The sequence below is a fragment of the Veillonella sp. 27098_8_77 genome, assembly GCF_041431535.1.
Taxonomy (GTDB): Bacteria; Bacillota; Negativicutes; order Veillonellales; family Veillonellaceae; genus Veillonella.
The window spans coordinates 150,096-175,390 of sequence record NZ_JAPVXW010000002.1; the positions used below are offsets into that span (position 1 = coordinate 150,096).

Sequence of the window (25,295 nt, forward strand, 5' to 3'; positions counted from 1 at the left end):
GTTGTTTATAATAGAAGTATTATTATTTCGAATATAGGAAGGAAATCCCCATGAACTTTAAAAAAGGCATTGCCCTCGCGCTCACGGCGGCAGCATTGATGGCTTTCACAGGCTGTGGCACAAATGGAACTACATCTAATGGAGAATATAAGGTGGGTGTTGTACAACTCGTAGAACATCCTGCACTTGATGCGGCCAATAAAGGTTTTGTTGATGCTCTTAAGGAAAAGGGCTTATCTGACAAAATCACCTTTGACCAACAAAATGCACAAGCTGACCAATCTAATTTAAACAGTATTGCACAGCGTTTTGTATCTGATCGTAAAAATTTGATTTTAGCAATTGCTACGCCAGCAGCTCAATCCATGGCGAACGCAACTCACGATATTCCAATCTTGGGTACGGCCATTACCGATTACGAAGCTGCTAAACTTGTTAAATCCAACGAACATCCAGGTGGTAATGTATCCGGTACATCCGATATGAACCCTGTAGAGCAACAAGTTGATTTGATTTTGAAAGTATTGCCAAATGCTAAAACAATCGGTACGATTTATAGCTCTAGTGAAGTAAATTCTCAAATTCAAGTTGAAAAGATGAAAGCTTACGCAGCTACAAAGGGCATTAAGGTTGAGGAAGTTACTGTTTCCAATGTAAACGATATTCAACAAGCGGCACAAAACCTTGTATCTCAACGCGTTGATGCCATTTATGTACCAACAGATAATGTGGTAGCATCTGCTATGAGCAACCTTGTAGCGATTACCGACCCTGCAAAAATTCCTGTATTCGGCGGTGAAGATAACCACGTAAAAGGCGGTGCGGTTATGTCCTTGTCTGTAGACTACTACAAACTTGGTTACCAAACTGGCTTGATGGCAGCTAAGGTTTTAACTGGTGAAGCTAAAGTCGAAGACATGCCTATCGAAATGCAAAAAGAATTTAAATTAGTTGTGAATAAAGATAAATTACAAAAATTGGGCATCACCTTACCAGAGGATTTGATGAACAAAGCAACTATGATTTAGTACTTTACTGGTAAGGAGTTACACATGAACTGGAAAAAAGGTATTGCAGTGGCACTTAGTGCCATCACTGTTATGGCAATGGTAGCTGGTTGTGGTTCTAATACTACTACTGGTGACCAAAAGAAAATCGGCGTTATTCAATTAGTAGAACATCCATCCCTTGATGCTGCTAATAAAGGCTTTGTAGATGGTCTAGCATCCAAAGGCTTTAAAGATGGCGAAAATATTAAAATCGACCAACAAAATGCACAAGCTGACCAATCTAATTTGAATAGTATTGCTCAACGTTTTGTATCTGATAAAAAAGATTTAGTACTAGCGATTGCAACGCCAGCAGCTCAAACGATGGCAAATGCATCTCATGATATGCCAATCATGGGCACAGCTATTACAGATTATGTATCAGCTAAACTCGTTCAATCTAATGAACATCCTGGTGGCAATGTAACAGGTACATCCGATATGACACCTGTTGAAAAAGAGGTAGATCTTATTATCGCATTGGTGCCAAATGTAAAACGCATTGGTGCGATTTACACATCCTCTGAAATCAACTCCCAATTACAAGTTGAAAAAATGAAAGCTTATGCTGCTACAAAAGGTATTACTGTTGTAGAAGCTACCGTTTCCAACGTAAACGATATTCAACAAGCAGCAACCAATCTTGTAAATCAAGATGTACAAGCTATTTATACACCAACAGATAATGTATTAGCATCCGCTATGGCTAACCTAGCACAAATTACAGATGCTGCTAAAATTCCAGTATTTGCGGCTGATGAAGGCATGACAATGACTGGTGGCGTAGCTACATATTCTGTAGATTACTATAAATTGGGTTACCAAACAGGTTTGATGGCAGCTAAAGTTCTTTCCGGCGAAGCAAAGGTAAGCGATATGGCCATCGAAACTCAAAAGGATATTAAATTGACTGTCAACGAAGAACGTGCTAAAAAATTGGGTATCACAATTCCTGAAGCACTTCGCAAAGATATGAAATAAAAGAGGAGATTTTGATGTTAGATTTAGTGGTAGGCACCATAACAACAGGCCTTTTGTGGTCCTTGTTAGCGGTCGGTGTATTCATTACCTTCCGCGTTCTTGATGTGGCCGACTTGACTGTTGAAGGGACATTCCCAATGGGGGCGGCCATTTCCGCCATCTTGATTACAACTGGTATGAATCCAATTCTTTCTATCTTGATTGCTGGTGTAGGTGGCATGGCTGCCGGTGCCGTAACAGGTTGGATTCATACAAAATTAAAGATTCCTGCATTGTTAGCTGGTATTTTAACGATGATTGCTTTGTACTCCATTAACCTTCATATTATGGGGAAAGCAAACGTATCCTTACTTCGCATGGATACAATTTATTCAATTATTGGTAGCGTGCTTCATACACCAAATATGTGGTCTGCAGCCATTGTTGGTGTTATCGTAGCTGTTGTTGTATGTTTATTACTATTCTGGTTCTTCGGTACTGAAATTGGTACCGCATTACGTGCAACAGGCGTTAACCCTCAAATGATTCGCGCCCAAGGCGTGAACACAGATAATATGATCGTTCTTGGCCTATTGATTTCCAACGGTTTCGTTGGTATGTCCGGTGCGCTTATCGGTCAATTCCAAGGCTTTGCCGACGTAGGCATGGGTATTGGTACCATCGTAATCGGCTTGGCATCCGTTATCATCGGTGAGGTTGTATTCGGTACAAAATCCTTCGTACGTAGCCTCGTTGCCGTAGTACTCGGTTCCATCGTATATCGTATCGTTATCGCTGCCGTACTCTACATGGGTATGCCACCAAACGATTTGAAATTATTCACTGCAATTCTTGTTGCCATCGCGCTTTCATTGCCTACTTTGAAAGCCAAATGGCTAGCTCGCTAAGGAGGACACTATGTTAGAAGTAAAAAATATGGTAAAGACCTTCTTTAAGGGCACAATTAATGAAAAAACTGCACTACAAGGCATCGACCTTCGCTTAGAAGAAGGCGATTTCTGTACCGTAATCGGTGGTAATGGTGCTGGTAAAAGTACATTGCTAAACTCTATCGCTGGTGTGTTCCCTGTCGATGAAGGTAGTATTACCATCAATAATATTGATGTAACAAAAATGCCAGAATACAAACGTGCTAAATACATTGGCCGTGTATTCCAAGACCCTATGGTTGGTACAGCAGGCAATATGCAAATCGAAGAAAACTTGATTCTTGCTATGCGCCGTGGCAAAAACTTAGGCCTTAAATGGGCTTTCAAAGATAGCGAACAAGCATTCTTTAAAGAACGCCTTGCACTATTAGGTTTAGGCCTTGAAGATCGCTTATCTGCACGTATGGGCCTATTATCTGGGGGCCAACGCCAATCCATTACGTTGCTTATGGCTACTATGCTTCGTCCTGATTTATTACTCTTGGATGAACATACAGCTGCTCTTGACCCTAAGACAGCTGAAAATGTATTGCAACTAACTGATAAACTCGTTGCAGAACATAACTTAACAACCCTTATGATTACTCATAATATGCGCGACGCATTGCGCTTTGGTAATCGCCTTATCATGATGGACGCTGGTCGTATCATCTATGATGTAAAAGGGGAAGAAAAGAAAAAATTAACAGTTGCTGATTTGTTACAAAAATTTGAAGTAGCTGGCGAAGGTGCGTTAAGCGACCGTATGATGCTCGGTTCAAAATAAGTACCTAAATAATATATGGTCAAAAAAAGAGGGGAGATTATCCTCTCTTTTTTCATGAAAACCTTTACACTACGGGGATTATACTGTATACTTAACTAAGTCATAAGACATATCGTAAGCGAAGTATTCGAATCTCCAACGGTTACTTAAGCTTATCGGGATTATTATTTTTTAGGAGGTAACATTAATGTTAACTACAGAAGCTAAATTAGCAGTAATTAAAGAATACGCTACTCATGAAGGTGACACTGGTTCTCCAGAAGTACAAGTTGCGATTTTGACAAGCCGCATCACATACTTAACTGAACACTTGAAAGAACACAAAAAAGACCATCATTCCCGTCGTGGTTTGTTGAAATTGGTTGGTCAACGTCGTAACATGCTTGACTACCTTCGTCGTAAAGATATCGAACGTTACCGTTCCCTTATCGAACGCCTTGGTCTTCGTAAATAATAAAATTAGCCGTCCGTTTGGACGGCTTTTTTATATAAAAAATAGCTTAATTTAATTAGATGATATATAATAATAAGGTATACGTATAAGAAGATTTTTAGGAGGAATAGGAATGGAACAATTCCAAATGGACCTAGCTGGTCGTACGCTTACGATCGAGACTGGGGAACTTGCAAAACAAGCTGGCGGTGCCGTAATGGTTGGTTATGGCGATACACGCGTACTCGTTACCGCTACAGGTTCTAAAGAGGCGAAGGATATTGATTTCTTCCCACTTACAGTTGATTATGAAGAAAAAATGTATGCTATTGGTCGCTTGCCAGGTGGCTTTATTAAACGGGAAGCACGTCCACCTGAATCTGCCATTTTGAATAGCCGTTTGATTGACCGTCCTATTCGTCCATTATTTGATAAAGGTGTACGTAACGAAGTACACGTAGTGGCAACAGTTATGTCCGTAGATCAAGACTGTGATCCTGCCATCTGCGGTATGATTGGTGCATCTGCAGCATTGTCTATTTCCGATATCCCATGGGCTGGTCCTATCGCAGGCGTTCGCATGGGTCGTGTAAATGGTGAATTTGTTGTTAACCCAACAAAAGCTCAATTAGAAGAAACTGATTTAAACATCGTAGTAGCTGGTACAAAAGATGCTATCCTCATGGTTGAAGGTGGTGCTCAAGAGGTTCCAGAAGAAACCATTCTTGAAGTTATCATGGCTGCTCACGAAGAAATTAAGAAAATCGTTGCATTCCAAGAAGAAGTAAAAGCTAAAGTAGGCAAGGAAAAACGCGTATTTGAAAGTAAAGATGTACCTGCTGAAATCGCTGAAGCTGTTCGTGCGTATGGTCATGATAAACTTGATGCAGCAGTTCGTTGTGCAGATAAACAACAACGTGATGCACAAGAAACAGAAGTACGTGAAGACGTATTAGCACATTTCGCAGACATCTATCCAGATAACTTAGCTGATGTAAATAAAGCATTCGATGCGATGACGAAGGAAATCGTTCGTCATATGATCACTGTTGAAAAAATCCGTCCAGATGGCCGTAAACTTGATGAAGTTCGCCCAATCTCTTGCCGTACAGGTGTGTTACCTCGTACACATGGTTCTGGCCTATTCACACGTGGTCAAACGCAAGTATTGAACGTAGCTACTGTAGCTCCATTGTCTGAAAAACAAACTATCGATGGCATCGGTTTAGAAACAGAAAAACGCTATATTCATCACTACAACTTCCCATCCTTCTCCGTAGGGGAAACTCGTTCCTCCCGCGGTCCTGGACGTCGTGAAATCGGTCATGGTGCTTTGGCTGAACGCGCATTGGTACCTGTAATTCCTAGCGAAGAAGAATTCCCATATGCATTGCGTCTAGTATCTGAAGTATTAGAATCCAATGGTTCTAGTTCCATGGCTTCCGTATGTGGCTCCACATTATCCTTGATGGATGCTGGTGTGCCTATCAAAGCTCCTGTAGCTGGTATCGCTATGGGTCTTGTAACACAAGGCGAACACTACACAATCTTGACAGATATCCAAGGTATGGAAGATGCTCTTGGCGATATGGACTTTAAGGTTGCTGGTACAGCTAAGGGTGTAACTGCCATCCAAATGGATATTAAAATTTCCGGTTTGTCCCGTGAAATCCTTCACGAAGCATTGGAACAAGCTCATAAAGGCCGCATGCACATCATGGGTATCATGTTAGATACAATTGCTGAACCTCGTAAACAAATGTCTCAATATGCGCCACGCATCATTACAATGAAAATTGATCCAGATAAGATCCGTGACGTAATCGGTTCTGGCGGTAAAGTAATCCGTAGTATCATTGATGAAACAGGTGCAAAAATTGACATCGAAGATGATGGTACAGTATTCATTGCGTCTGTAGACCAAGAAGGTGCTGCAAAAGCGCAACAAATCATTGAAAACCTTACTAAAGAAGTTGAGGTAGGTGAAGTTTACCTTGGTAAAGTAACTCGCTTGATGGCATTCGGTACTTTCGTAGAAGTATTACCAGGTAAAGAAGGTCTTGTACACATTTCCAAACTTGCAAAAGAACGCGTTGAAAATGTAGAAGACGTTGTAAATGTGGGTGATGAAATTATGGTTAAGGTTATCGAAATCGATAAACAAGGCCGTATTAACTTGTCCCGTAAAGATTGTTTGAAATAAGAGGTGTTACATGGATATTCGTGGCTTTGAAGTAGTTTCTGCTTTTGAAGAACAAAATATCAATTTACCAACACGTAAAACCACAGAAAGCGCAGGCTATGATATTGAATGCGCTGAAGCTGTTACATTAGAACCAAATCAAGTAGTTCTTGTGCCAACCGGCCTTAAGGCTTTCATGGCATACGACGAATACCTTGCCATCCACATCCGTTCTAGCATGGCTATTAAACGCAAACTAGCACTTGTGAACAGCACAGGTATCATCGATAGCGATTACTACAACAATGAGGACAACGAAGGTCATATCATGATCGCCCTCCTAAACTTTGGTAACGAACCTGTTACCCTTGAAAAAGGCGAACGCGTTGCGCAAGGCATTTTCTCTAAATACCTTATCACCAATGATGACGATGCAACAGGCGTACGAACTGGTGGTATTGGTAGCACTGGGACTATGTAAACTACATACAATTCTGAACAGAATGGTGAAAGCCGCTCAACTTAGGTTGGGCGGCTTTTTTGTGTGTAAAAAATTACGTATAGGGTTAGATATACTAAAATTAATCCATAAGAAGATATTGTTTTACACAGTGTGTAAAACAATAATTGAATCGATATATTTGATGTTATATTTTCGATTTATATATTGGTATTCAATTTTTTTTATTTGTGATATGATATTTCATGAAGTAAAAATGAAGAATTAAATATACATGGGGATGTTAACATATTTTGGGGGAATTAGAAAATGAATACATCTGTAAGTAAATTAGCACGTTATATGGATGCTGGATTTCCTATTTTAATGTATAACACATATGATGAGCCTAATGCTGTTAATACATTAGCAAATTTGGATGATAGTAGGACTGTTATTCAATGGTCAGAAATAGGTATGGTAGTAAATGAATCAGATGCTAATGATATAACGTTAGATTCAATGTTGCAATTCTTGGTATCTACCGGTGGTGAGGATTTAAATTCTTCTATTGTTATTTTGAAAGATATTAGACATCATATTAGTAATCCAAAAGTTATTGGTCTTTTAAAATATATTGCTCAATTAATTACTACAGGTGGGGTTGAAGAGTGTACATTAGTTTTACTGGGGGAAAATATTGAATTACCAGTTGAATTAGAGCCATTCGTAACTATTATAGACGAGGATACTGTTAGGCCAAATGAGATAGCTTCATGTATTGAGAAATTTTGTAATGAACAGGATATTCCAGTTGATAATATATTAAAAGGAAAACTTGTTAATGCGTTTAGAGGTCTATCAAAGTATGAGATTGAAAATATTTTAGCCTTATCTTATGCAGATGATGGTGAAATTACATCTAATGATCTTGAGTTAGTGTTAGAACAAAAAAAACAAATTGTTAAGAAGTCTGGCGTTCTTGAGATGATTGCATTAGATGAAACGATGAATGATATTGGTGGTTTAGAAGTTTTAAAAGAATGGATTCAAAATAAGGCAAAGATATATAAAGATATAGATGCAGCTAAAGCTTTTGGTGTAGATATGCCAAAAGGGGTTCTAATTGCAGGTATTCCTGGTTGTGGTAAGTCATTAAGTGCTAAAGCGACTGCTAAACTTTTTAATACTCCATTGTTACGGTTAGATATGGGGCGCATTATGGGGAAGTATGTCGGTGAATCTGAACAAAATATGCGTAAGGCAATAAAGATAGCTGAGGATATCTCTCCGTGTGTTTTGTGGATTGATGAGATTGAAAAAGCTTTCTCTGGTGTTAGTGGTGGTTCATCTACAGGCGATATTACGAATCGATTACTTGGATCTTTTTTAACATGGCTACAGGAGAAGAAAAGCCAAGTTTTTGTTATTATGACTGCAAATGATGTGAATAAATTACCTGCGGAATTGATACGCAAAGGTCGACTTGATGAAGTATTTTTTGTTGAGTTTCCAAATAATAAAGAACGAGAGCAAATCTTTAAAATTCATCTAGAAAAAAGACGTCCAATAGATTTACCTAATATAGATTTAAATAAAATTGTTAGTAAAACAGATGGATATAGCGGTGCAGATATTGAAGGTGTTGTAAAAGATGCCATAGAATTAGCTTTCACATCCGAACGTAACGCAGTTACTACTGACGATATTATTAAATCTATTGATAATACACATTCATTAAAGGTTATCATGAGTAAATCCATAGATGACATGATTAAGATGTATAAAGAAAAGAAATTTAAGAATGCTTCAAAATAATGGAGGAATCATGGCAAATACTATTAATGTGAAAGCATTTGAAGGTTTACTAAAAAAAGCCACTAGCTCTTATGATAATTCTGTAAATAAATCAGGTGTATCTAACCAAGTATGGTTAAAGGGTTATTTTAAATCAGAAATGCCTGAAATAAGTGAAGAAGAGGCTGATGAACTTGCAAAGTCCAGTATAGAATCGTTAGAGCGTTATGAAAAAGCCCAAGATGATTATAAAAAGGCGAAATCCAATAATGTAAGTAGAAGTACATGGCTTAATAATACAATTTTAAAAGGTGGAGAAGCTTTTAGTGCTGAAAGATTCACGCAATATTTATCTGAGATTGACAGTACACTTGCAAGATGTAATGAGGATATGATTAATGTAGTAACTACACAAGCAGGGACTATTAATCAAAATCCTAATTTAGATGGGTTTATAGCTGAACAAGAGTTAGTAAATACATTTAATGCTAATGCATCATTAGAGAATTCTAATTTTAGAGCACGTGTTTTGCAACCAGAAGCAGGGCAAACATATGGTAAAAACTCTGTAGATATAGCTGTTGATGATAAGTTTTGGGGGCAAAAGAATATACAGCGTCACCAAGTGAAATTTGGTAAAGATGCAAATGCAACGGCTAGTATGGTAAATGATAAAAATTATAATAATCAACGTATATTAGTCCCTAAAAATCAAACTGATGTTGTTAAGTCTAAACTTAGTAAACAGAAAACAGTATCAGATCAAATTAAAACAGATGATGGTGTTTCTTCTGATGCGTTAAGCAAAAGACAAGCCAAAACATTGCAAAATAGGGCTCAAGATGGAAAATCTTTAAGCAAGAAGGATTGGAGTTATTACAAAAATAAACAATTGATTACTAATATTGGAAAACAAACTATGCTTGCTGGTGTTACCGGCGCAGCATTGGGAGCTTCCATTCAAGTTGTAGGAGATTTGTTGAATGGTAATGATGTTAAATCTGATAAAGTTATAAAAACTGCATTTGTTACAGGTGCAGATTCGGGTGCTAAAGCTGCGACAACAGGAGCACTTGTAGTTGCAACACGAAAAGGCATGTTACCAATAGCTAAGAATACTTCTGCTGCATCATTAGGATTAGCTGGAGCGATAATTATTGAAAATGCAAAAGTATTATATAAATTAGGGAATGGAGATATTACACCTATAGAAGCGGTTGATGGCATGGGCGAAGCTACTACAATTGGTGTGGCAAGTCATTTTGGTTTTTTGTCTGGTGCTGAATTAGGTGCAACATTAGGATCTATTGCCCCTGGTATTGGTAATGTTATTGGTGGTATTGTTGGTGCTATCGCAGGGTCAGTCGTTGGAAAGGCAGTATATAATGGAGCAAAACGAATTGCAAAATGTGCGTTAAGTACTGCTAAATCAGTTGGCAGTGCAATTTGTAGTGGTGTTAAATTTGTAGCGAAGGCTTTAAATCCATTAAACTGGTTTTAAAAGGTAATAAGATATATGGCTAAAAAAATAAAATTTCCATTAGAGTTTTCTAATGGTGTAAAAGTTAGAACTTTGGAAGAATTGCAGGAATATGCTGATGTTGAAACTATATTGAGATATTATCATAATGAAAAATTAAAAATATGGTTAGAAGCACGTGATTATAATGATATAGTATCCCAGATTATCTCAATAGATACTACTGATACATCCTATGTTAATACATTATGCAATATTCTTGGTATAGAGTATGAAAATCTAGATGTAGAAGTACATGAGATTCAGAAAAATGAAGAAAAGTTAAATCGATTGCGTCGTTTAACATCTGATGAAAATATATTAGCTAATGTAGAACATATAGTATTTAATCAACAAGAATTAGATGAAGTAGTTATTCAGAAGCCCGAACTAATTTATTTATGTGCTGATGAAAAGCAAACTTATACTATCAATAAAGAAATCAAAAACATTAGATATGTTGGGCTGTTTGGTAAACCAAGTATTCAGGTTGAAGCCGAGAATATAAGAGAATTATTTGATATTGGAATTAAATTTAAAGACGTTGTATTGCCAGCACATTTACAAAAAGGGGTAAGAGCTGAGGTTGAATATAAAGGTGCTAATCTTGATGTTGATGTAAATAAAATTAATGCTGAAAAGTTACATAAAGTGGTTCAAGCGAGTTTTATTGATTTTATTTATGACTCTGATTGTAGAACACATAAATTAAAGGATAGTATAAATAGTATTATTCCTGTTAGTACAATAGATTTATTTATTAGATCAAATAAACTGAAAGCAATAGTTAAAAATAAACTTGGAGAAAAATAAGATGGGAGATATTCAAGAAAATAGTAGTTTAGAATCATTTCGATATCGTGTAGGTTTGATGCAAGAATGGTTTAAATTTTATGACAATAAGAATAGACATAAAGATAGTGTTTATTTTGATATAAATATATTTACTCCAAGTTGGTGCTATGAAAGTAATAATGAATTTATATTAGTAATATTAGAGGAATTATCTCCAAAGAAAACTGTAAGGAGATATGGTCTTGGGACAATTAGAGACGATATAAAAACTGATATTTTATCTATTAAAGATTTAATTATTGGGAAGCAATGTAGTTTATATAGTAAAAGATTAGGGGAGTTGCCAACTGATGTAAAAGACAAACCCTATCAATTTAGTAACCGTAACATTGGAAAGTATGAATATGTTTTAATATTTTGGTGGCTAGTTATTTTAGCATTAGATGATTCCTTATATGAAAACTATTTGGATTATGTGGCTGATGTAGCTGATATATTCGGTTTCACTGAAACTATGATGGATGATTGGTGTGAAGCATCGATATATTGGTTAAATGGGAATGAAATTAATAATGGAGCTAATCTAAATTTGAAAAGTACAGAAGGTATCAAATTCTTTTTAAATAAGTAAGGTATTTAATGGAAGAGTTATTTTTGAAATGTTATAGCTGAAAAAGAGGATAAATGGATGGATATAGTAAAGGAAAATACTAAATTAGATAATTTTAGAGTTAGGATTGGTGAATTACAACATGTATTTGATAAATATCATGAATGTAGATTACATGAATCATATTTTTATCATAATATCTTTACTCCTTCTTGGATTTATGAAAGTGAAAATGAATATGTAAAAATAATTTTAAGTGAGCTTGATCCATTAACTTATAGTGATTATGGGATTAGAGTTGAAAATATAGATAAATATGATAATTTTCTTGACTTAGTTTCGTGTGTGTATGGTAAAAATGTTTATATGAAAAGTATAAATAAATTGCCACGAAAGGACGTTCAATCTTATTCATATTGTTCTTATAGCAAGAATAATAGTGGTGCTAAGTATCATACATATAAATTGATTTTTTGGTGGTTAGTAGTACTAGCACTTGATAATAATTTATATAATAAATATTTAGATTATGTTGTAGATGCTGCCGATGTATTTGGTTTTACAGAAGATATGATTGATGATTGGTGCGAAGCTGTAATTTATTGGTTGAATGGAAATGATATAAATAAGGATTGTAATCTAGAACTGAAAACGAAAGACGGAGAAATTTTCTTTTTGGATAATTATATATAGAATATATTAAATTTGTTTATAAGGAGATAAAGGTACTATGATTTACCTTTATCTCCTATCTTAATATAAATGCTAATATATGAATTTAAATCAATACGATACACTATTGAAGATAATGATTGAGCCACATGATTATATATACGTTTATATTTGTATGTTAGTGAAGTGATATCAATTTCTTAAAATATAAATTAATGAAAACTTTATGAGGATGAAAGGTTTTCGTGATAATATGTGAATATATAGTTATATTTTTATCGTATCGGATTACATGGTTTAGGCCTTATGAATAATATATTAATCTCGAAATCTTTAAAATATATTAAGGATGTAAAAAAGAAGAAAGTTATTGTAATTGGTGATATTTTATTAGACAAATATACATATGGTAAAGTGTCATCTGTATCTACTGGTATTAAACTACCTATAATTGAAAAACATAAGACAATATATAATTTGGGTGGAGCTAGTAATGTCGCTGCAAATTTAGCTGATTTTTATAATGAAACCTATTTATTGGGAATTATCGGAAATGATTACTATGCATCAATAGTTGATAGTTTATGTCAGAAAAATAGCGTGATGTTACTATCACAGAAATTAGATAATACTAATTTAAAAGAGCGGATTTATATTGATACACAACAAGTTATGCGGTTAGATAATAATATAAAATCATGTTCGTATGATAGTGATTTACTTAATAAGTATTTATATCAAAAGAATCCAGATATAGTAGTTGTTGTGGATTATTTATATGGTTGTATTAATCAAAAAGTAATTGATACGATACAAAATTACTGTATTTCTAATAATAAAAGCGTTATTGTTCACTCTAGAGATTTAAGTAGATATAAGATAGCTAAAGAAACAGTATTATTCTTAAATAAAGAGGAGTATTCGACGTATAAATATAGTTTAAATATTTCAGATCAAGATATAACTAATAGACGAATAATAACTGAAGGGGCAAATGGAGTTACTTATATAGATTGTTATAAAAAAATACATCAGAAACAGTCTTTAGTGAACCCTATAAATGTATCGGGCGCCGGAGATTCAGTTTTAGCTACTGCATCAATAATTGAGTGTTGTGGTAAATTTGATTTTGATGAATTAACATTACTCAATGAAGTAGGAGCTTTAGCTGTACAATCTAAAGAAACGTATATATTAAATAAGAACGATTTGATTAGTAAAGTGCTTATGTCCGTGCATAAAGATGAGAGTTGTCGAAAATTATGTAGCTTAGATCAGCTTAAGGTGGTTTTAAGTTATTTAGATGCTACTAAAATCAATTTATTAGTAATTGAAAAAAACATACTAGCACAATTAAATCATTTAGAAAGATATTTGAAATCAAGGGCTTTTAATATTTTGCTTATTCAAAAAAATAATGAATATTCCAGAATAGAGAGAGAAATTATTAAGATATTAGCTTTAATAGATTCTATAAATATAATAGTTTATAGTGAACCTATTGAATGTAAGAAATGGCTAGAAAATATTAGTCTACATAATAATATTAAGGTTAGGTATATTGGTTAGGTTTTATGAATAATATTACTTTTTGTAAAGTGTTCACTCCAGGAAGATTGTGTTTATTAGGAGAACATACAGATTGGGTAGCTTTAATATCAAAAGATAACTATGGACAAGCTATCATTTGTAATCTGAATTTAGGTATTTATTTAAGAGGTTGTAAATCAAACCAATTTTTTTACAAGCTTGGTAGGAAGTCAATTCATTCAGATAAAGAAAACTTAAAAAATTATATTAATGATGATTTTTTTTCTTATGTTATAGCAACTTTCTATGTGTTGTCTAATCGTTATTGCATTCCAGGAGTATATATAGACTGTTATAAGATGACATTACCAATGAAAAAAGGTTTATCTTCTAGTGCAGCAATATGCGTAGCTATAATAGATTTATGTAGTAAAATCTATAATTTGAAAATCCCTTTAAAACTTCAGATGGAGCTTGCTTTTGAAGCTGAAATATTAACAGGATCTAAGTGTGGGAAAATGGATCAATGCTGCGCTTTAGGAACTGGTATATATGATTTAAAATTTTATGATAATAATATTGTTATTAATCCAATTCATGTTCCATCTAAATTGATATTTGTATTAGTAGATTTGAATGGCAATAAAAATACCACAAAGATTTTAAGTGACTTAAATAGAGCTTATGTTGGAGATAAAGGTGTTTTAAATAATTCTATAAAGCAATTTCTCAATCAAATTAGTAATTGTTATGTTGATCAAGTTATAGAGAGTTTAAAAAGTAATGATATAAAAACGGTAGGCCAATTATTAAATGAGTATCAAATGTTATTTGATGAACATTTAACTCAATATTGTGATGAACTAAAAGCCCCTTTATTACATAACTTTATAGATTGCATGAGACATCATAGTGATGTTTTAGCATGTAAAGGAGTGGGATCACAGGGGGATGGTTTTGCCCAAATATTATTAACAGATAAAAATAAGGCAAGAGAGATAATTCAGTTTATTAAACAGAAATATGGATATCAATGTTATTTAATTACTAGTGAATAGTATGGAGGAACGATGGACGGTTTAGATGAATTAAAATTAATATTGGATTGTATTTATAATGAATCAACTGTAGGTGAGCCATTGATTCCTTTTTTTTCATTTGAGGGACTACCTGGTGCAGGTAAGACGACGCAGATTAAATTAGTTTCTTCTGAGTTAACCAAAATATATGGAGAATGTGCATATATTGATTTGCCTACAAAGTCTGGAATTGGGCAAATATTAAAATCTGTTTATACCAATAAGGAGATTCATTGGAATGATTTGAGAATGAAATGTCCTTGGTTTAATCCGATTATGATTACATTGGATTTACATTTAGCATTAAAAAAAGCAGCATTATCAGGTGCAAAGTTTGCATTAATGTCTCGAGGAATACTTTCAACATTTTACTATAATTTAGATGCTTATGGTGATTCGGAGATACAGAATTGGAAATTGCTAGAAAATCATTTAAGTGGGTTTTACAAACCAACTGCTATTATTTATATGGATTTGCCTATTGAAGAAGCTCATAATAGAGTAGTGAAAAGAAACAGAGGACCTCTTAGACAAATGGATTCAATAGATCAAATGCATGAGGATCAATATAAATTAAATGAGTTTCTACATAGACTTAATGCTATTCCTACTCATTTTATTGATGCTGCAGGATCACAAATTGAGGTAACTAATAGAATCGTAAATATTTTACAGGGGTATTTAAGTGGTAAAGGTTATAGAAAAACAATATAATTCTTCAAACTATCCTTTAATGCTATTTCAATGGAATGATTTACCTAATTATATAGTTAGAGTAATTGAAGAGTTAAATGCTTTAAATAAAGTAATTATTAGGGGTGGATTAGCATATATATTATTAACAAAAGATTTTGTGTATCCCTTAAAAGATATCGATTTTATAGCAGATTATTCTAGTAAACGTGACATTATAAAAGTATTACAAGTAGCAGATATAATTTATCTGAATAAAAATCGATTCGGTGAAGATGTGATTACAGCATTTTGGAACATTAAAGGTAAATATATAAAACTAGATGTTTTATTATGTAAAAATCTCCCTTGTATTGAAAAAATTTTTTACCATAAAGAATATTTGGTAATGGCACCAACACCATTATTACTTAATAAGCTAAATAAAATTATTCAAAAAACGTTTAGGAATCATAATGATTATAAAACATATAGACATTATTTAGTTGCTAAGAATTTGGTTAAATATATGCTTGAGAATAATATATTTATGATAGATTCTGATGTAAAGTTTATTGTTGACAATCAGAATAAAATTAAATCTATATTGGAAAACATAATATCAAGTGAAGATATAGAACTCTTTGAAAATAGTTTAAATATTTTGTGCTACAGGAGTAAGGATGAAAATTTTATTTTGTCAACTTAGAAATCATGGAGATATTATTCGAATTTTTCCATTAATAGATGCAATTAAAAAACAATACCCTAATTGGATCATTGGATTTACTTGTTTTAAAGAGATGGTAGAGTTATGTAAATTAAATACTAATATAGATATAATCATTCCACAGCCTAGATTAAAACCGGTAATCGATACTCAAGGAGAAACACGAGTTCTTGATTGCAGTATATTTACTTCAACTATAGAAGCTGTTAGGAAAGAGAACTTTGATTTATATGTAGATTTACATGGCGTATTTCAAAGTGCTTTATTTGGAAGTCTTTCCAATATCAAGAAACGTCTTGGAAGAAGTGGTGAAACGACAAAAGATGGTGCTAGTTTATTTTATACTGATATAGCATCGATAGTGGATTCTGAAATTAATAGAATGGAACGACATTTTAAAATTATTAATCATATATATCCAGAAATAAAACCAATCATCAAACAAAGACCGAAATCGAGAACAGTTTTGATATTTCCTGGAAGTAGTAAGATGGGCGTTCTAAAACGATGGCCAATAGAATATTACATAAAGTTATCTAGAATGATTACAAATCATAAAGTTATATTTGTACTAGGGCCGGAGGAGTTGGATCTTTACGATATATTAGTAGAGAATAATATTAAGAATATTATTATTAGTAATAATTGGCAGGAGCTAGATAAAATTTTAGCTGATACTACTTTAGTAATTGGAAATGATTCCGCATATATTCATTTTGCTGTTTGGCGAAATGTAGCTGCAATTATGATTTGTGGTCCACTATCTCCTGTTGTTAACGGAATATGGAAATATGGACAAGGTAGCACTGTTTTTAATGAAAAGCGTTGTAAATGTAAGTATTTATGGCAAGGAAAATGCGATAATAATCATATTTGTTTAGATTTAATTGATGTAGATAGTGTATTTGAACAGGTGAAGTTATATATATGATGAATTATAAAGAATTTTTTCCATTATTAATGCATAACCAAGAATTAATATATCTTGATTATGCAGCTACTACACCTACGCCACAGTGTGTCATTAATAAATGGGTAGATTATCAGGAGAATATAGGGGTAAGTGCTTTTAGAGGTGATGGTACATTATCTAAATTAGCACAAACAATATTTGATGATAGTATCTCTACAATATTGGATTTTTTTGATGGAGACAACCAATATGAATTAATGCTTACTAAAAATTCCACAGAAGCAATTAATTTAGTTGCATTAGGCTTATATGATTTTATTTCTAGAGGAGATATTGTGGTATTAGGGCCTTATGAACATCATAGTAATTATTTGCCTTGGATAAATCTTTGTCGTACTAAAGGTGCAATATTAGTAGAGTTACCTTTATCTAAAGATGGATCTATTGATTATCATTTTATAGATACTTTGGAGGCAAATCGAGTAAAGATTATATCTTTATCACTTACATCAAATGTTAACTCATATAATTTGGATAAACTAACTTTACAGTATTTTCGTCAAAAGACAAATGCAATGATTTTTTTAGATGTATGTCAGTCAATAGGGCATCAGAGTGTTTCTTTTTCAAACTTAGCTGCAGATGGTTATTTTTTATCTGCCCATAAAATGTATGGTCCAAAACAAATTGGTGCAGCAGCAATAAATAAGAAAATTAGTAAGTTAGTTAAGCCCATTTTTTGGGGTGGAGGCATGGTTTGGAGTGTTCTTGGTCAAAACCTTAAAGCTCATGAGCACGAAAGAAAGTATTTACCAGGGACTTTTGATATAGGTCTATTAGCTGGATGGGCTACCGCATGTAAATTTATGAGTAGTATTAATCTAAATCAAATAATGAAACATGAGGATAAATTATGGGAGTATGTAAATAAAAAAATTGATAATTCAAAGATTAGCATTATCAATAAAGGTAATAATGGGCATATAGCTTTGTGTTCGATGGACATAAAGAATATACATGTACATGATATGGGTGAAATTATGGCTAATAATAACATTATTATTAGAACAGGACATTTATGTGCGCAAAATGTGCTTAATAATTTGGGGTTAATTTCTGTTCTACGATTTTCCTGGGGAATTGCAACAACTGAATCTGATATAGATAAATTTTTTAATGTACTTTATGAGGCTATATAATGAATAAGAATATAATTTTAGCACCTGAGAGTGTTATTGATTCAAATGGTGTAGCTTGCGGTGATCATTTAGTTATAAACTCTTATGTTGAGGATTCTAATTTTTATTTTTCTTTTCATGGTCAATCATGTAATTTAGCAATGTCTGTTGCAAAGGACTTAGAATTAAAACTTTCAGGAAAGAATATTTTACATGTAAAAAAAGAAGTTCAAACTATTATCGATAATAATTATTTTAGTTATAAAAAGTTATTTCATATCCAGGATATAAATCGTCATGGCTGTCTTAGTTTACCTGTTGAGCTGTTATTAAAAGCTGTAGAGAAAAGTAGTATAACAATAAATAGTTGTGATAATAATCATGGTATTAGTTTGGCTTGTGACGCTTGTGTCTCTACTAAAAATTTTCAATGGAAAAATGAATCAAAAGTGGCTCCAACTATTAATAGGGCTAGAAAAATTGTTTCAGGAATAAATGGTTTAGATGATAGTAGAGAAATTCTTTTTCAGAAATTAGGACTATGTATATTATCTAAAGAAGAACAAAAAATATTTTTAGAAAATCTAACCACTATATCTGATGAAGATATGAAACTTATAAAAAAGCTAAGACTGGCTGTCCCTTTTTATAATAATGCAAATAAATATGACTTAAAATTAGATAGTAAGATAATTGAGTTAGCCGTAAAACAAATTGTAAGTTTAAATATTGCTAATACAGAGATTAATATTATAGATGATTATATTAATAATAAAAAGTTAAAAGTTTCAAAAGTAAAGGGCGGAGTAACTAATACATATTATCCTAAAGATACTTATAGAGTGCATATGGATTTTGATTATCTAGCATACAATTTTGATGATGCATATAACTTGATTAACTTTTTAGTACAAAATAGAGGGTTTAAATTTTCATTTAATGGCTCAGTTCCATTTTCATTTAAAGCAGTATATTTTAAAGCTGAAGAAGTTTTAAATGGTCATATCCATTTAGAAAAAATATTACAGAATAAATATCAAGTAATCGTGGATATTAATATGGGCGGCTTTCCATTAGGAAGAACCCAGTTAATTCCATTTACACCAAAAGATGGTTTATCGATAGAAGAAGTCTCTTGTATAACTATATCTCATGTATTTAAACATGAAACAGTATACATGAAAGATATTAATGACTTATATTATATGCTGCAAAATAAAAATTTTAATTGGAAGTATTTTAGAGATCTAATTTCTTATTATGAACTGACAGATTACTATAATTATATCTATCATTTTTTATCTAAAAATGCTGATTTTCCTATAAAAAATTCTAGTAATAGTTTTCATAGTTCTTTGAATAGAAAATTGAGTATGTGGCCGTATTCTTTTAAAAGTCATTTTTATTTGAAATTACTTCTTTTGTGCACAAATAATAAAAAAATATTTGGATATAAAAAAGGAATTGAAGAAACTGTTCAGCAATTATGTAATAATATGAATCTGCTTGATAGTCATAAATACAGAAAAATATGTAATTATATGAACACTAGAGTTTATTTATATCCAATATTATTATTTAACAATCTTTTGAGAAATATAAAACCTAATAATCTTATTGAGTATATTGATCTAAATATATATAAATATAAAAATTTATTGATCTTACCGATTGGTATTTTTATGCTTCAAGATGGAAATGAATCAATTACTCATCATAAATTAAATCAGGAAATATCTGAACTTATTGAGATCTTAGGAGTGGATTTAACTAATTGTGATTTTGATTTTTATATTGAATCAAGAAAAGATCTATGGTTGTACTAGAGGAATGTATGAATAAATTATGTTTGGTTACATATACAAGAAAAAATGAAGTATATACTACGCATTTAGATAGACTGGCTTTAGAGCTCTACCATATATATGGTAACGGTTTTAAAGTAATTATATATTGTGAGGAGTTTTTTGATTTACCTAAAAAGCCTTATCATATTCAATTGATTAAATATCATGGTACTAAATATAAGAAACTATTACATTTATTTAGTATTGATCAATCTGAATACTTTATTAGTATTGATAATGATATAACACCTAATACACATGACATTAAATCTTTTTTAGAGATAATGATTAAAGAAAATTATTCTATAGGTTGGGGAAAGATTAATATTTCCAAATATTCTAATGTATGGGAGTTAATGGTTTTAATAGATAAGGTATTATCTCATAATATTATTAGACCAACTTTATGGAAATTAAATACAGGTATAAGTATACCTGGTCAATTTTTTTGTTTAAAACGTAGTATTTTTGATAGTAAATTATTGAATACTGATACATATTTAGATGATTTAGCAATTGGTTTATACGTTAGTAAATATATTGATAAACGCTATATTTCAGATAAGATATTAGGAAGTGAAGCCCCTAATAATACTTTTATGGGGTTAGTTTTACAACGATGGAGATGGGGAATCGGTTATTCAACATTATTATTGTCGATTTGGGATAATAGTAGTTATAGAAGACGATTATTGATTCATGGATTTGCTTACCATTTTTTATGGATTATAATCTGGTTTTTATGCTATATCTTCTTTGAAATAAATATTATTTTAGGATTAATATATTTAGGAGTAATTTCATTCATTATTTCTAAGCCTAAAAATCTAGTTTTTTATTCTGTTATCTATGAAATAGTATTTCCAATCTTTCATATTGTATGGGGAATTAGTGTAATTAATACGATAATTAGGGGAAGAAAACATAATGAATGTTTATAGTTCAACTTATATATGTAAAAAAGAAACATTATTAAAGTCTTTAATATTGGTTAATGGTGTTGAATTCACTAGTAAAGCTTTAAACAATGCAGCTCAATCAAATGCGAAACAACAAAATTTAGTTTATAATATGCCAATTGCTTCTGATAGGTATAGACCTCAAGAACTAAATATTAAAAATAGTATTGATGGTTATGAGGTGGTTGTTTCTTGTGTTGCCTCTAATGGTATAACATCTCCAGTGCTCATTGATGTTAATGAAGATAATAAGTTATTTGCTAGATATAATAACGATTTAATTCCGAATATAGAATTATCGTTTGTTCAAACTCCAAGTTATTATAACAATAAACTTTCTAATAATATTAATGTTACTAATTATATTACTGCCTGTGGATATGATGAATTAAATATAATTCCTTGGAAAGGATGTAATATTTCTGATGGGTGTCTTTTCTGTGGGATAAATAATTTTATTCGATTAGAGGATATATCAGCTCAGAAGATTTCTAAGGGGCTAGTTACTTGGGATAAATATAAACAAGAATATATTCCTAATTTATTGGAAGCGCTAGATATAGCGATTGAATCTGAATGTTATGATGAACACCTTCATGCCATTATGATTAGTGGAAATCTATCAAATGATAAGCTAGATGAACAGGCTCAAATTTATTCAGAAATAGCCAAATCTATTTCTCCAATATTAAAAGAACGTGCAACAGAGGGGCTTGTTGCGGTAATATCACCGCCAAATAACTTAGACAATATTGATCTTATGAAAAAGTCAGGAATAGAGAAGGTTGTTTTTAATCTTGAAGCAATTACGCCTAAAGGATTTCAACATTATTGCCCAGGCAAAGCTGCTTTGGGGCGTGAATATTTTATTGATAGATTAATTTATGCAGTAAATATTTTTGGCAAAGGAAATGTTTGGACAAATTTGGTTGTTGGTTTAGAACCAATTGATGAGGTTTTATCTTATTGTAAAAATATCATCGATAAAGGCATCGTTGTAAGTGGTAATGTATTACACCTAGATAAAGGGAATAAATTAGATTGTAATGTACCGGACCTTGATTCTGTATTAGACTTTTATTATCAATTGAATATACTAAATAATACGGAATCTTTCAATCCTTTTTATTGTTCCAAAGCTTTAAGAACGAGTTTAACTAATGAAGCTTTTGATTCTCGTATTATATTGAGGTAGTATTATAATGAAAATCGCTTATTTAGGAACTAGTGCGGCTGAAGGTATTCCCGCTTTGTTTTGTCATTGTGATGTTTGTAAATATGCTAGAAAACATAAAGGTAAGAATATTCGTACTCGATCACAAGTTTTAATTGACGATACTATTCTTATAGATTTTGGTCCAGATACTTATATGCATTCACTACAATATGATATTTCACTAGCTGATATATACCATTGTTTAATAACACATACACATGATGATCATCTTTATGTAGAAGATTTAAGGGCTCGTAGAAGAAGTCGTGCAAACTTAGATTTAGGCACACCCACATTAACTGTTTATGGTGGTAGAGGTGTTAAAGAGGTTTTAAAGCCAGATGATAATGGTTTTGTAACAAAAGATAAAAGTATTTTCTATCAACCAGTTTACGATTATAGTCCTTTTTATATCGAGGATAAGTATGAGATTATACCAATTTCAAGTATTCATAATACAACGAATCCTTTAGTTTATGTTATTCGAAAGGATGATTCTGTTTTTTTATATGCCCATGATACAGATGTTTTGTCGGAAGAGTCTTTCTTATATTTAAAATCAAAAAATATACGATTTGATGCAATTTCTTTAGATTGTACTGAAGGTATTAAACATATTGATTATCCTGGTCATATGAATTTTGAACGTATGAAAATAATGTGTGATTTAATGAGAACATATAATTTGATTGATTTAGATACTAAGATTATCGCTAATCATTTTTCTCATAATGGTTTAATTAGTTATGATGATGCTGTTATTAAAGGGAACGAACTGGAATATATTATTTCATATGATGGAATGATTTTAAATATATGAGGTATTTGAATGAAATTAATAATTTTTACTGGACCACCTGCTAGTGGTAAAAGTTCATTATCATCAGATATTGCTAAGGATCTTAAGATAGATTGTATATCTAAAGATCTATTTAAGATGCATTTATTTGATAAGTATGGTTTTAAAAGTCATGATGAGAAAAAATTACTAAGTATAAAAGGTGAAGCGATGATGTATCGTGTTATTAAATTTTATATTAGTAGAAATAAAGACTTAATCATTGATAATAATTTTAAAGAATTTGATACTTTGCGTTCACTTTTAAATACAAATAATCAAATAGAGTTATTCTGTGTTGTTTGTATGGCAGATTATAAAATATTAGCCACACGGTATAATAAAAGAATACAGGAAGGGAAAAGGCATCCAGGCCTATCTACTACAAATTATTTCCCATATATCACTGGTATTAGCATTTTGCATAAGCCTATAACAGAAGATGATGTAAGTAATATTCAAAAAAATGTTTTAGAAAATTCTGTAGGAGATAATGTACTACATTTAAATACTAATCATATCGAAACTGATTACATTAATTTATATAATCAAGTGAAAAAATATATTAGTAAAGGGGAGGCTGATTTAATTGAACTTTGATCATATATTAAAATCAATTAACCCTAATGTGATTGCAATGCTTTCAGGCGGTAAAGATAGTATCGCCTCTGTGGTTATGTTAAAAAAAGCAGGTGTACCTGTTACTGCCATTCATTTTATTCATAAATGGGGAAGTGAGATACCAACAAATGAAGCAAAGCGTATATGTAAACAGTTTGATATTCCACTAATTATTTATGATTTTACAAAGGAGTTTTCTGAAACTGTAATTGGCTATCAAGCTGGAAGACCTTGCTTAATATGTAAGAAAACAATGTATTCTATTTTGTTAGATTATCTTTCATCCCAAAAATATGGATGGCTTTGTATCGGTGATAATGCTAATGATCGAACTACAATAGCTAGAATTAAAGACTATATATCAAACAATAAGTTAAATGAGAGTCTTAAATTTAACACATACTGGGGATCAGAAATGGGAATGGTTTTACCGGCTAGTATATCTGTAGTTAGACCACTTATTGATTTAAGTATAAATGAAGTAGAATCTTTTTTATCTCAAGAAGGTATAAAAGTTAAAAGAATTAATTCAACTGGTGACAAGTATTTTGAATATCATAGAGAGGGGTGTCCAATCCAATTTGCTGATATAGGTGTAGAGTTAGATGAAACACTTTTTTCAGATTTAAAAATCTATAATGATGCGATTACTGATTTTGCAAGAAAAAACAATATTCTAGCGTCTATTCATATGCCGTCAACATTTATAATAACTATTCCTACTGGCTATGAGACAAAGGCAATTAAATCATTACAAGAAAAAGGATTACATGTTAATGAATTGGCTAATTCTTCAAGTGTGGATTTTCAAAGCTATCATTCTCATATTTACGAACTAAATTCTGGTTTAAATAATTCTATAGTATATGAAAAAATTTTCAATAGGTTGAAAGAACGCTTAGAATTATTTGGTCAATGTAATCATATTTATCAGAATGATAATCAAATATCTTGTTCTTACAAAGATAAGAATAACCAATTGAAAGTTTATTTTGACTTTGATACATTGACTGCAGATATTGTATATAGTTTTTCAGATAATAGTACCGCTAGAATTGAAATAGAGTTATTTGACAATTTAATGCTTGAATTATTTAGGACAAGAAAATATAAAGTCTCAAAACTATGATAGAACTTAAAACAAGCAGCGTTAAAATAAATGAAATAGTAGAAAGGCCATGGGGATATTATCGTGTTTTAGAATGGCAAAAGAATTATGTTTTAAAACATATTGTTATTTCAATCAACTCTAAAATTAGCTTACAATTGCACTTATTAAGAAACGAATTGTGGTATGTATATAGTGGTACTGGTCTAGTAACTTTGAATGATTTGAAGTTTATTATTTGTCCAGATAATATAATATTAATACCTAGAAATCATATTCATCGTTTAGAAAATATATCTAATACGCCTTTACAAATTCTTGAATTACAAGAGGGTGACTATATTGATGAAAATGACATTATAAGGATTGATGATGCTTATGGGCGAGTGTAAGATGTAAATCTTATATTTATTTGTACCATGAATAATTTTA

At 31.8% G+C, this 25,295-nt stretch carries 25 protein-coding genes; all 25 read left to right on the forward strand.

The features are described from left to right. Positions 1-50: 50 nt before the first annotated feature. The 25 genes from O3617_RS02250 (at position 51) to O3617_RS02370 (ending at position 25,255) form a co-directional block, all read left to right on the forward strand. On the forward strand, positions 51-1,028 hold the full coding sequence (locus O3617_RS02250; RefSeq protein WP_371448455.1) for an ABC transporter substrate-binding protein: 978 nt from the start codon (positions 51-53) through the stop codon (positions 1,026-1,028). Positions 1,029-1,052: 24 nt separating this feature from the next. Continuing rightward, entirely contained in the window at positions 1,053-2,030 is a 978-nt protein-coding gene (locus tag O3617_RS02255; protein WP_371448457.1) for an ABC transporter substrate binding protein, read from the forward strand. 14 nt (positions 2,031-2,044) lie between these two features. Then, positions 2,045-2,917 carry an ABC transporter permease gene (locus tag O3617_RS02260; RefSeq protein WP_371448458.1) on the forward strand — a complete coding sequence of 291 codons (873 nt, stop codon included), beginning with the start codon at positions 2,045-2,047 and terminating at the stop codon, positions 2,915-2,917. Positions 2,918-2,927: 10 nt separating this feature from the next. Next, entirely contained in the window at positions 2,928-3,725 is a 798-nt protein-coding gene (locus O3617_RS02265) for an ABC transporter ATP-binding protein (protein WP_275249017.1), read from the forward strand. A 187-nt stretch (positions 3,726-3,912) separates the two neighbouring features. Further along, complete coding sequence (gene rpsO / locus O3617_RS02270) at positions 3,913-4,179, forward strand: 30S ribosomal protein S15 (RefSeq protein ID WP_005379030.1); 267 nt, start codon at positions 3,913-3,915, stop codon at positions 4,177-4,179. 112 nt (positions 4,180-4,291) lie between these two features. Further along, the gene (locus O3617_RS02275) at positions 4,292-6,361 is read left to right on the forward strand and encodes a polyribonucleotide nucleotidyltransferase (protein WP_371448459.1); all 2,070 of its coding nucleotides are present in this window, start codon (positions 4,292-4,294) and stop codon (positions 6,359-6,361) included. Between the two features lie 10 nt (positions 6,362-6,371). Beyond that, positions 6,372-6,821 carry a dUTP diphosphatase gene (dut, locus tag O3617_RS02280; protein WP_009660864.1) on the forward strand — a complete coding sequence of 150 codons (450 nt, stop codon included), beginning with the start codon at positions 6,372-6,374 and terminating at the stop codon, positions 6,819-6,821. Between the two features lie 288 nt (positions 6,822-7,109). After that, positions 7,110-8,597 carry an AAA family ATPase gene (locus tag O3617_RS02285; RefSeq protein WP_156931157.1) on the forward strand — a complete coding sequence of 496 codons (1,488 nt, stop codon included), beginning with the start codon at positions 7,110-7,112 and terminating at the stop codon, positions 8,595-8,597. 10 nt (positions 8,598-8,607) lie between these two features. Continuing rightward, positions 8,608-10,077: a hypothetical protein gene (locus O3617_RS02290; RefSeq protein WP_371448461.1), complete on the forward strand. Its 1,470-nt coding sequence runs from the start codon at positions 8,608-8,610 to the stop codon at positions 10,075-10,077. 15 nt (positions 10,078-10,092) lie between these two features. Next, positions 10,093-10,908, forward strand: coding sequence for a hypothetical protein (locus O3617_RS02295; protein WP_371448462.1), 816 nt, complete (start codon positions 10,093-10,095; stop codon positions 10,906-10,908). A gap of 1 nt (position 10,909) precedes the next feature. Further along, a complete protein-coding gene (locus O3617_RS02300) occupies positions 10,910-11,521 on the forward strand; it encodes a hypothetical protein (RefSeq protein ID WP_371448463.1) in 612 nt (203 codons plus the stop codon). Between the two features lie 57 nt (positions 11,522-11,578). Further along, on the forward strand, positions 11,579-12,193 hold the full coding sequence (locus O3617_RS02305; protein ID WP_371448464.1) for a hypothetical protein: 615 nt from the start codon (positions 11,579-11,581) through the stop codon (positions 12,191-12,193). A gap of 285 nt (positions 12,194-12,478) precedes the next feature. After that, on the forward strand, positions 12,479-13,741 hold the full coding sequence (locus O3617_RS02310) for a PfkB family carbohydrate kinase (RefSeq protein ID WP_371448465.1): 1,263 nt from the start codon (positions 12,479-12,481) through the stop codon (positions 13,739-13,741). A gap of 5 nt (positions 13,742-13,746) precedes the next feature. Then, positions 13,747-14,760 (forward strand): mevalonate kinase, encoded by a 1,014-nt coding sequence (locus O3617_RS02315; protein ID WP_371448466.1) that lies wholly within the window; start codon positions 13,747-13,749, stop codon positions 14,758-14,760. A 12-nt stretch (positions 14,761-14,772) separates the two neighbouring features. Beyond that, positions 14,773-15,495: a dTMP kinase gene (locus O3617_RS02320; protein WP_371448467.1), complete on the forward strand. Its 723-nt coding sequence runs from the start codon at positions 14,773-14,775 to the stop codon at positions 15,493-15,495. Continuing rightward, positions 15,467-16,162, forward strand: coding sequence for a hypothetical protein (locus tag O3617_RS02325; protein ID WP_371448468.1), 696 nt, complete (start codon positions 15,467-15,469; stop codon positions 16,160-16,162). The genes O3617_RS02320 and O3617_RS02325 overlap by 29 nt, the downstream gene beginning before the upstream one ends. Continuing rightward, on the forward strand, positions 16,137-17,114 hold the full coding sequence (locus O3617_RS02330) for a glycosyltransferase family 9 protein (protein WP_371448470.1): 978 nt from the start codon (positions 16,137-16,139) through the stop codon (positions 17,112-17,114). Before O3617_RS02325 ends, O3617_RS02330 begins: the two co-directional genes overlap by 26 nt. Next, positions 17,111-18,295: an aminotransferase class V-fold PLP-dependent enzyme gene (locus O3617_RS02335; RefSeq protein ID WP_371448471.1), complete on the forward strand. Its 1,185-nt coding sequence runs from the start codon at positions 17,111-17,113 to the stop codon at positions 18,293-18,295. The genes O3617_RS02330 and O3617_RS02335 overlap by 4 nt, the downstream gene beginning before the upstream one ends. Beyond that, positions 18,295-20,100: a hypothetical protein gene (locus tag O3617_RS02340; protein WP_371448473.1), complete on the forward strand. Its 1,806-nt coding sequence runs from the start codon at positions 18,295-18,297 to the stop codon at positions 20,098-20,100. The genes O3617_RS02335 and O3617_RS02340 overlap by 1 nt, the downstream gene beginning before the upstream one ends. 8 nt (positions 20,101-20,108) lie before the next feature. Next, entirely contained in the window at positions 20,109-21,062 is a 954-nt protein-coding gene (locus O3617_RS02345) for a glycosyltransferase family 2 protein (protein WP_371448474.1), read from the forward strand. Next, the gene (locus O3617_RS02350; protein ID WP_371448476.1) at positions 21,049-22,275 is read left to right on the forward strand and encodes a radical SAM protein; all 1,227 of its coding nucleotides are present in this window, start codon (positions 21,049-21,051) and stop codon (positions 22,273-22,275) included. Before O3617_RS02345 ends, O3617_RS02350 begins: the two co-directional genes overlap by 14 nt. A gap of 7 nt (positions 22,276-22,282) precedes the next feature. Continuing rightward, entirely contained in the window at positions 22,283-23,116 is an 834-nt protein-coding gene (locus tag O3617_RS02355) for an MBL fold metallo-hydrolase (RefSeq protein ID WP_371448477.1), read from the forward strand. A 9-nt stretch (positions 23,117-23,125) separates the two neighbouring features. Next, the gene (locus tag O3617_RS02360; protein ID WP_371448478.1) at positions 23,126-23,734 is read left to right on the forward strand and encodes an AAA family ATPase; all 609 of its coding nucleotides are present in this window, start codon (positions 23,126-23,128) and stop codon (positions 23,732-23,734) included. Next, positions 23,724-24,884, forward strand: a complete 1,161-nt coding sequence (locus O3617_RS02365) for an ATP-binding protein (protein WP_371448480.1) — start codon at positions 23,724-23,726, stop codon at positions 24,882-24,884. The genes O3617_RS02360 and O3617_RS02365 overlap by 11 nt, the downstream gene beginning before the upstream one ends. Then, the gene (locus O3617_RS02370) at positions 24,881-25,255 is read left to right on the forward strand and encodes a phosphomannose isomerase type II C-terminal cupin domain (protein WP_371448482.1); all 375 of its coding nucleotides are present in this window, start codon (positions 24,881-24,883) and stop codon (positions 25,253-25,255) included. The genes O3617_RS02365 and O3617_RS02370 overlap by 4 nt, the downstream gene beginning before the upstream one ends. Positions 25,256-25,295 lie beyond the last annotated feature (40 nt).

Excerpts from the sequence above, each read along its gene's own strand:
- O3617_RS02330 (WP_371448470.1), top strand. The coding sequence starts at position 16,137 with ATGAAAATTTTATTTTGTCAACTTAGAAATCATGGAGATATTATTCGA.
- O3617_RS02320 (WP_371448467.1), top strand. The coding sequence starts at position 14,773 with ATGGACGGTTTAGATGAATTAAAATTAATATTGGATTGTATTTATAAT.
- O3617_RS02355 (WP_371448477.1), top strand. The coding sequence starts at position 22,283 with ATGAAAATCGCTTATTTAGGAACTAGTGCGGCTGAAGGTATTCCCGCT.
- O3617_RS02265 (WP_275249017.1), top strand. The coding sequence starts at position 2,928 with ATGTTAGAAGTAAAAAATATGGTAAAGACCTTCTTTAAGGGCACAATT.
- O3617_RS02315 (WP_371448466.1), top strand. The coding sequence starts at position 13,747 with ATGAATAATATTACTTTTTGTAAAGTGTTCACTCCAGGAAGATTGTGT.
- rpsO (WP_005379030.1), top strand. The coding sequence starts at position 3,913 with ATGTTAACTACAGAAGCTAAATTAGCAGTAATTAAAGAATACGCTACT.
- O3617_RS02290 (WP_371448461.1), top strand. The coding sequence starts at position 8,608 with ATGGCAAATACTATTAATGTGAAAGCATTTGAAGGTTTACTAAAAAAA.
- O3617_RS02335 (WP_371448471.1), top strand. The coding sequence starts at position 17,111 with ATGATGAATTATAAAGAATTTTTTCCATTATTAATGCATAACCAAGAA.
- O3617_RS02305 (WP_371448464.1), top strand. The coding sequence starts at position 11,579 with ATGGATATAGTAAAGGAAAATACTAAATTAGATAATTTTAGAGTTAGG.
- O3617_RS02295 (WP_371448462.1), top strand. The coding sequence starts at position 10,093 with ATGGCTAAAAAAATAAAATTTCCATTAGAGTTTTCTAATGGTGTAAAA.
- O3617_RS02275 (WP_371448459.1), top strand. The coding sequence starts at position 4,292 with ATGGAACAATTCCAAATGGACCTAGCTGGTCGTACGCTTACGATCGAG.
- O3617_RS02285 (WP_156931157.1), top strand. The coding sequence starts at position 7,110 with ATGAATACATCTGTAAGTAAATTAGCACGTTATATGGATGCTGGATTT.
- O3617_RS02340 (WP_371448473.1), top strand. The coding sequence starts at position 18,295 with ATGAATAAGAATATAATTTTAGCACCTGAGAGTGTTATTGATTCAAAT.
- O3617_RS02370 (WP_371448482.1), top strand. The coding sequence starts at position 24,881 with ATGATAGAACTTAAAACAAGCAGCGTTAAAATAAATGAAATAGTAGAA.
- O3617_RS02360 (WP_371448478.1), top strand. The coding sequence starts at position 23,126 with ATGAAATTAATAATTTTTACTGGACCACCTGCTAGTGGTAAAAGTTCA.
- O3617_RS02300 (WP_371448463.1), top strand. The coding sequence starts at position 10,910 with ATGGGAGATATTCAAGAAAATAGTAGTTTAGAATCATTTCGATATCGT.
- O3617_RS02350 (WP_371448476.1), top strand. The coding sequence starts at position 21,049 with ATGAATGTTTATAGTTCAACTTATATATGTAAAAAAGAAACATTATTA.
- O3617_RS02260 (WP_371448458.1), top strand. The coding sequence starts at position 2,045 with ATGTTAGATTTAGTGGTAGGCACCATAACAACAGGCCTTTTGTGGTCC.
- dut (WP_009660864.1), top strand. The coding sequence starts at position 6,372 with ATGGATATTCGTGGCTTTGAAGTAGTTTCTGCTTTTGAAGAACAAAAT.
- O3617_RS02255 (WP_371448457.1), top strand. The coding sequence starts at position 1,053 with ATGAACTGGAAAAAAGGTATTGCAGTGGCACTTAGTGCCATCACTGTT.
- O3617_RS02345 (WP_371448474.1), top strand. The coding sequence starts at position 20,109 with ATGAATAAATTATGTTTGGTTACATATACAAGAAAAAATGAAGTATAT.
- O3617_RS02250 (WP_371448455.1), top strand. The coding sequence starts at position 51 with ATGAACTTTAAAAAAGGCATTGCCCTCGCGCTCACGGCGGCAGCATTG.
- O3617_RS02310 (WP_371448465.1), top strand. The coding sequence starts at position 12,479 with ATGAATAATATATTAATCTCGAAATCTTTAAAATATATTAAGGATGTA.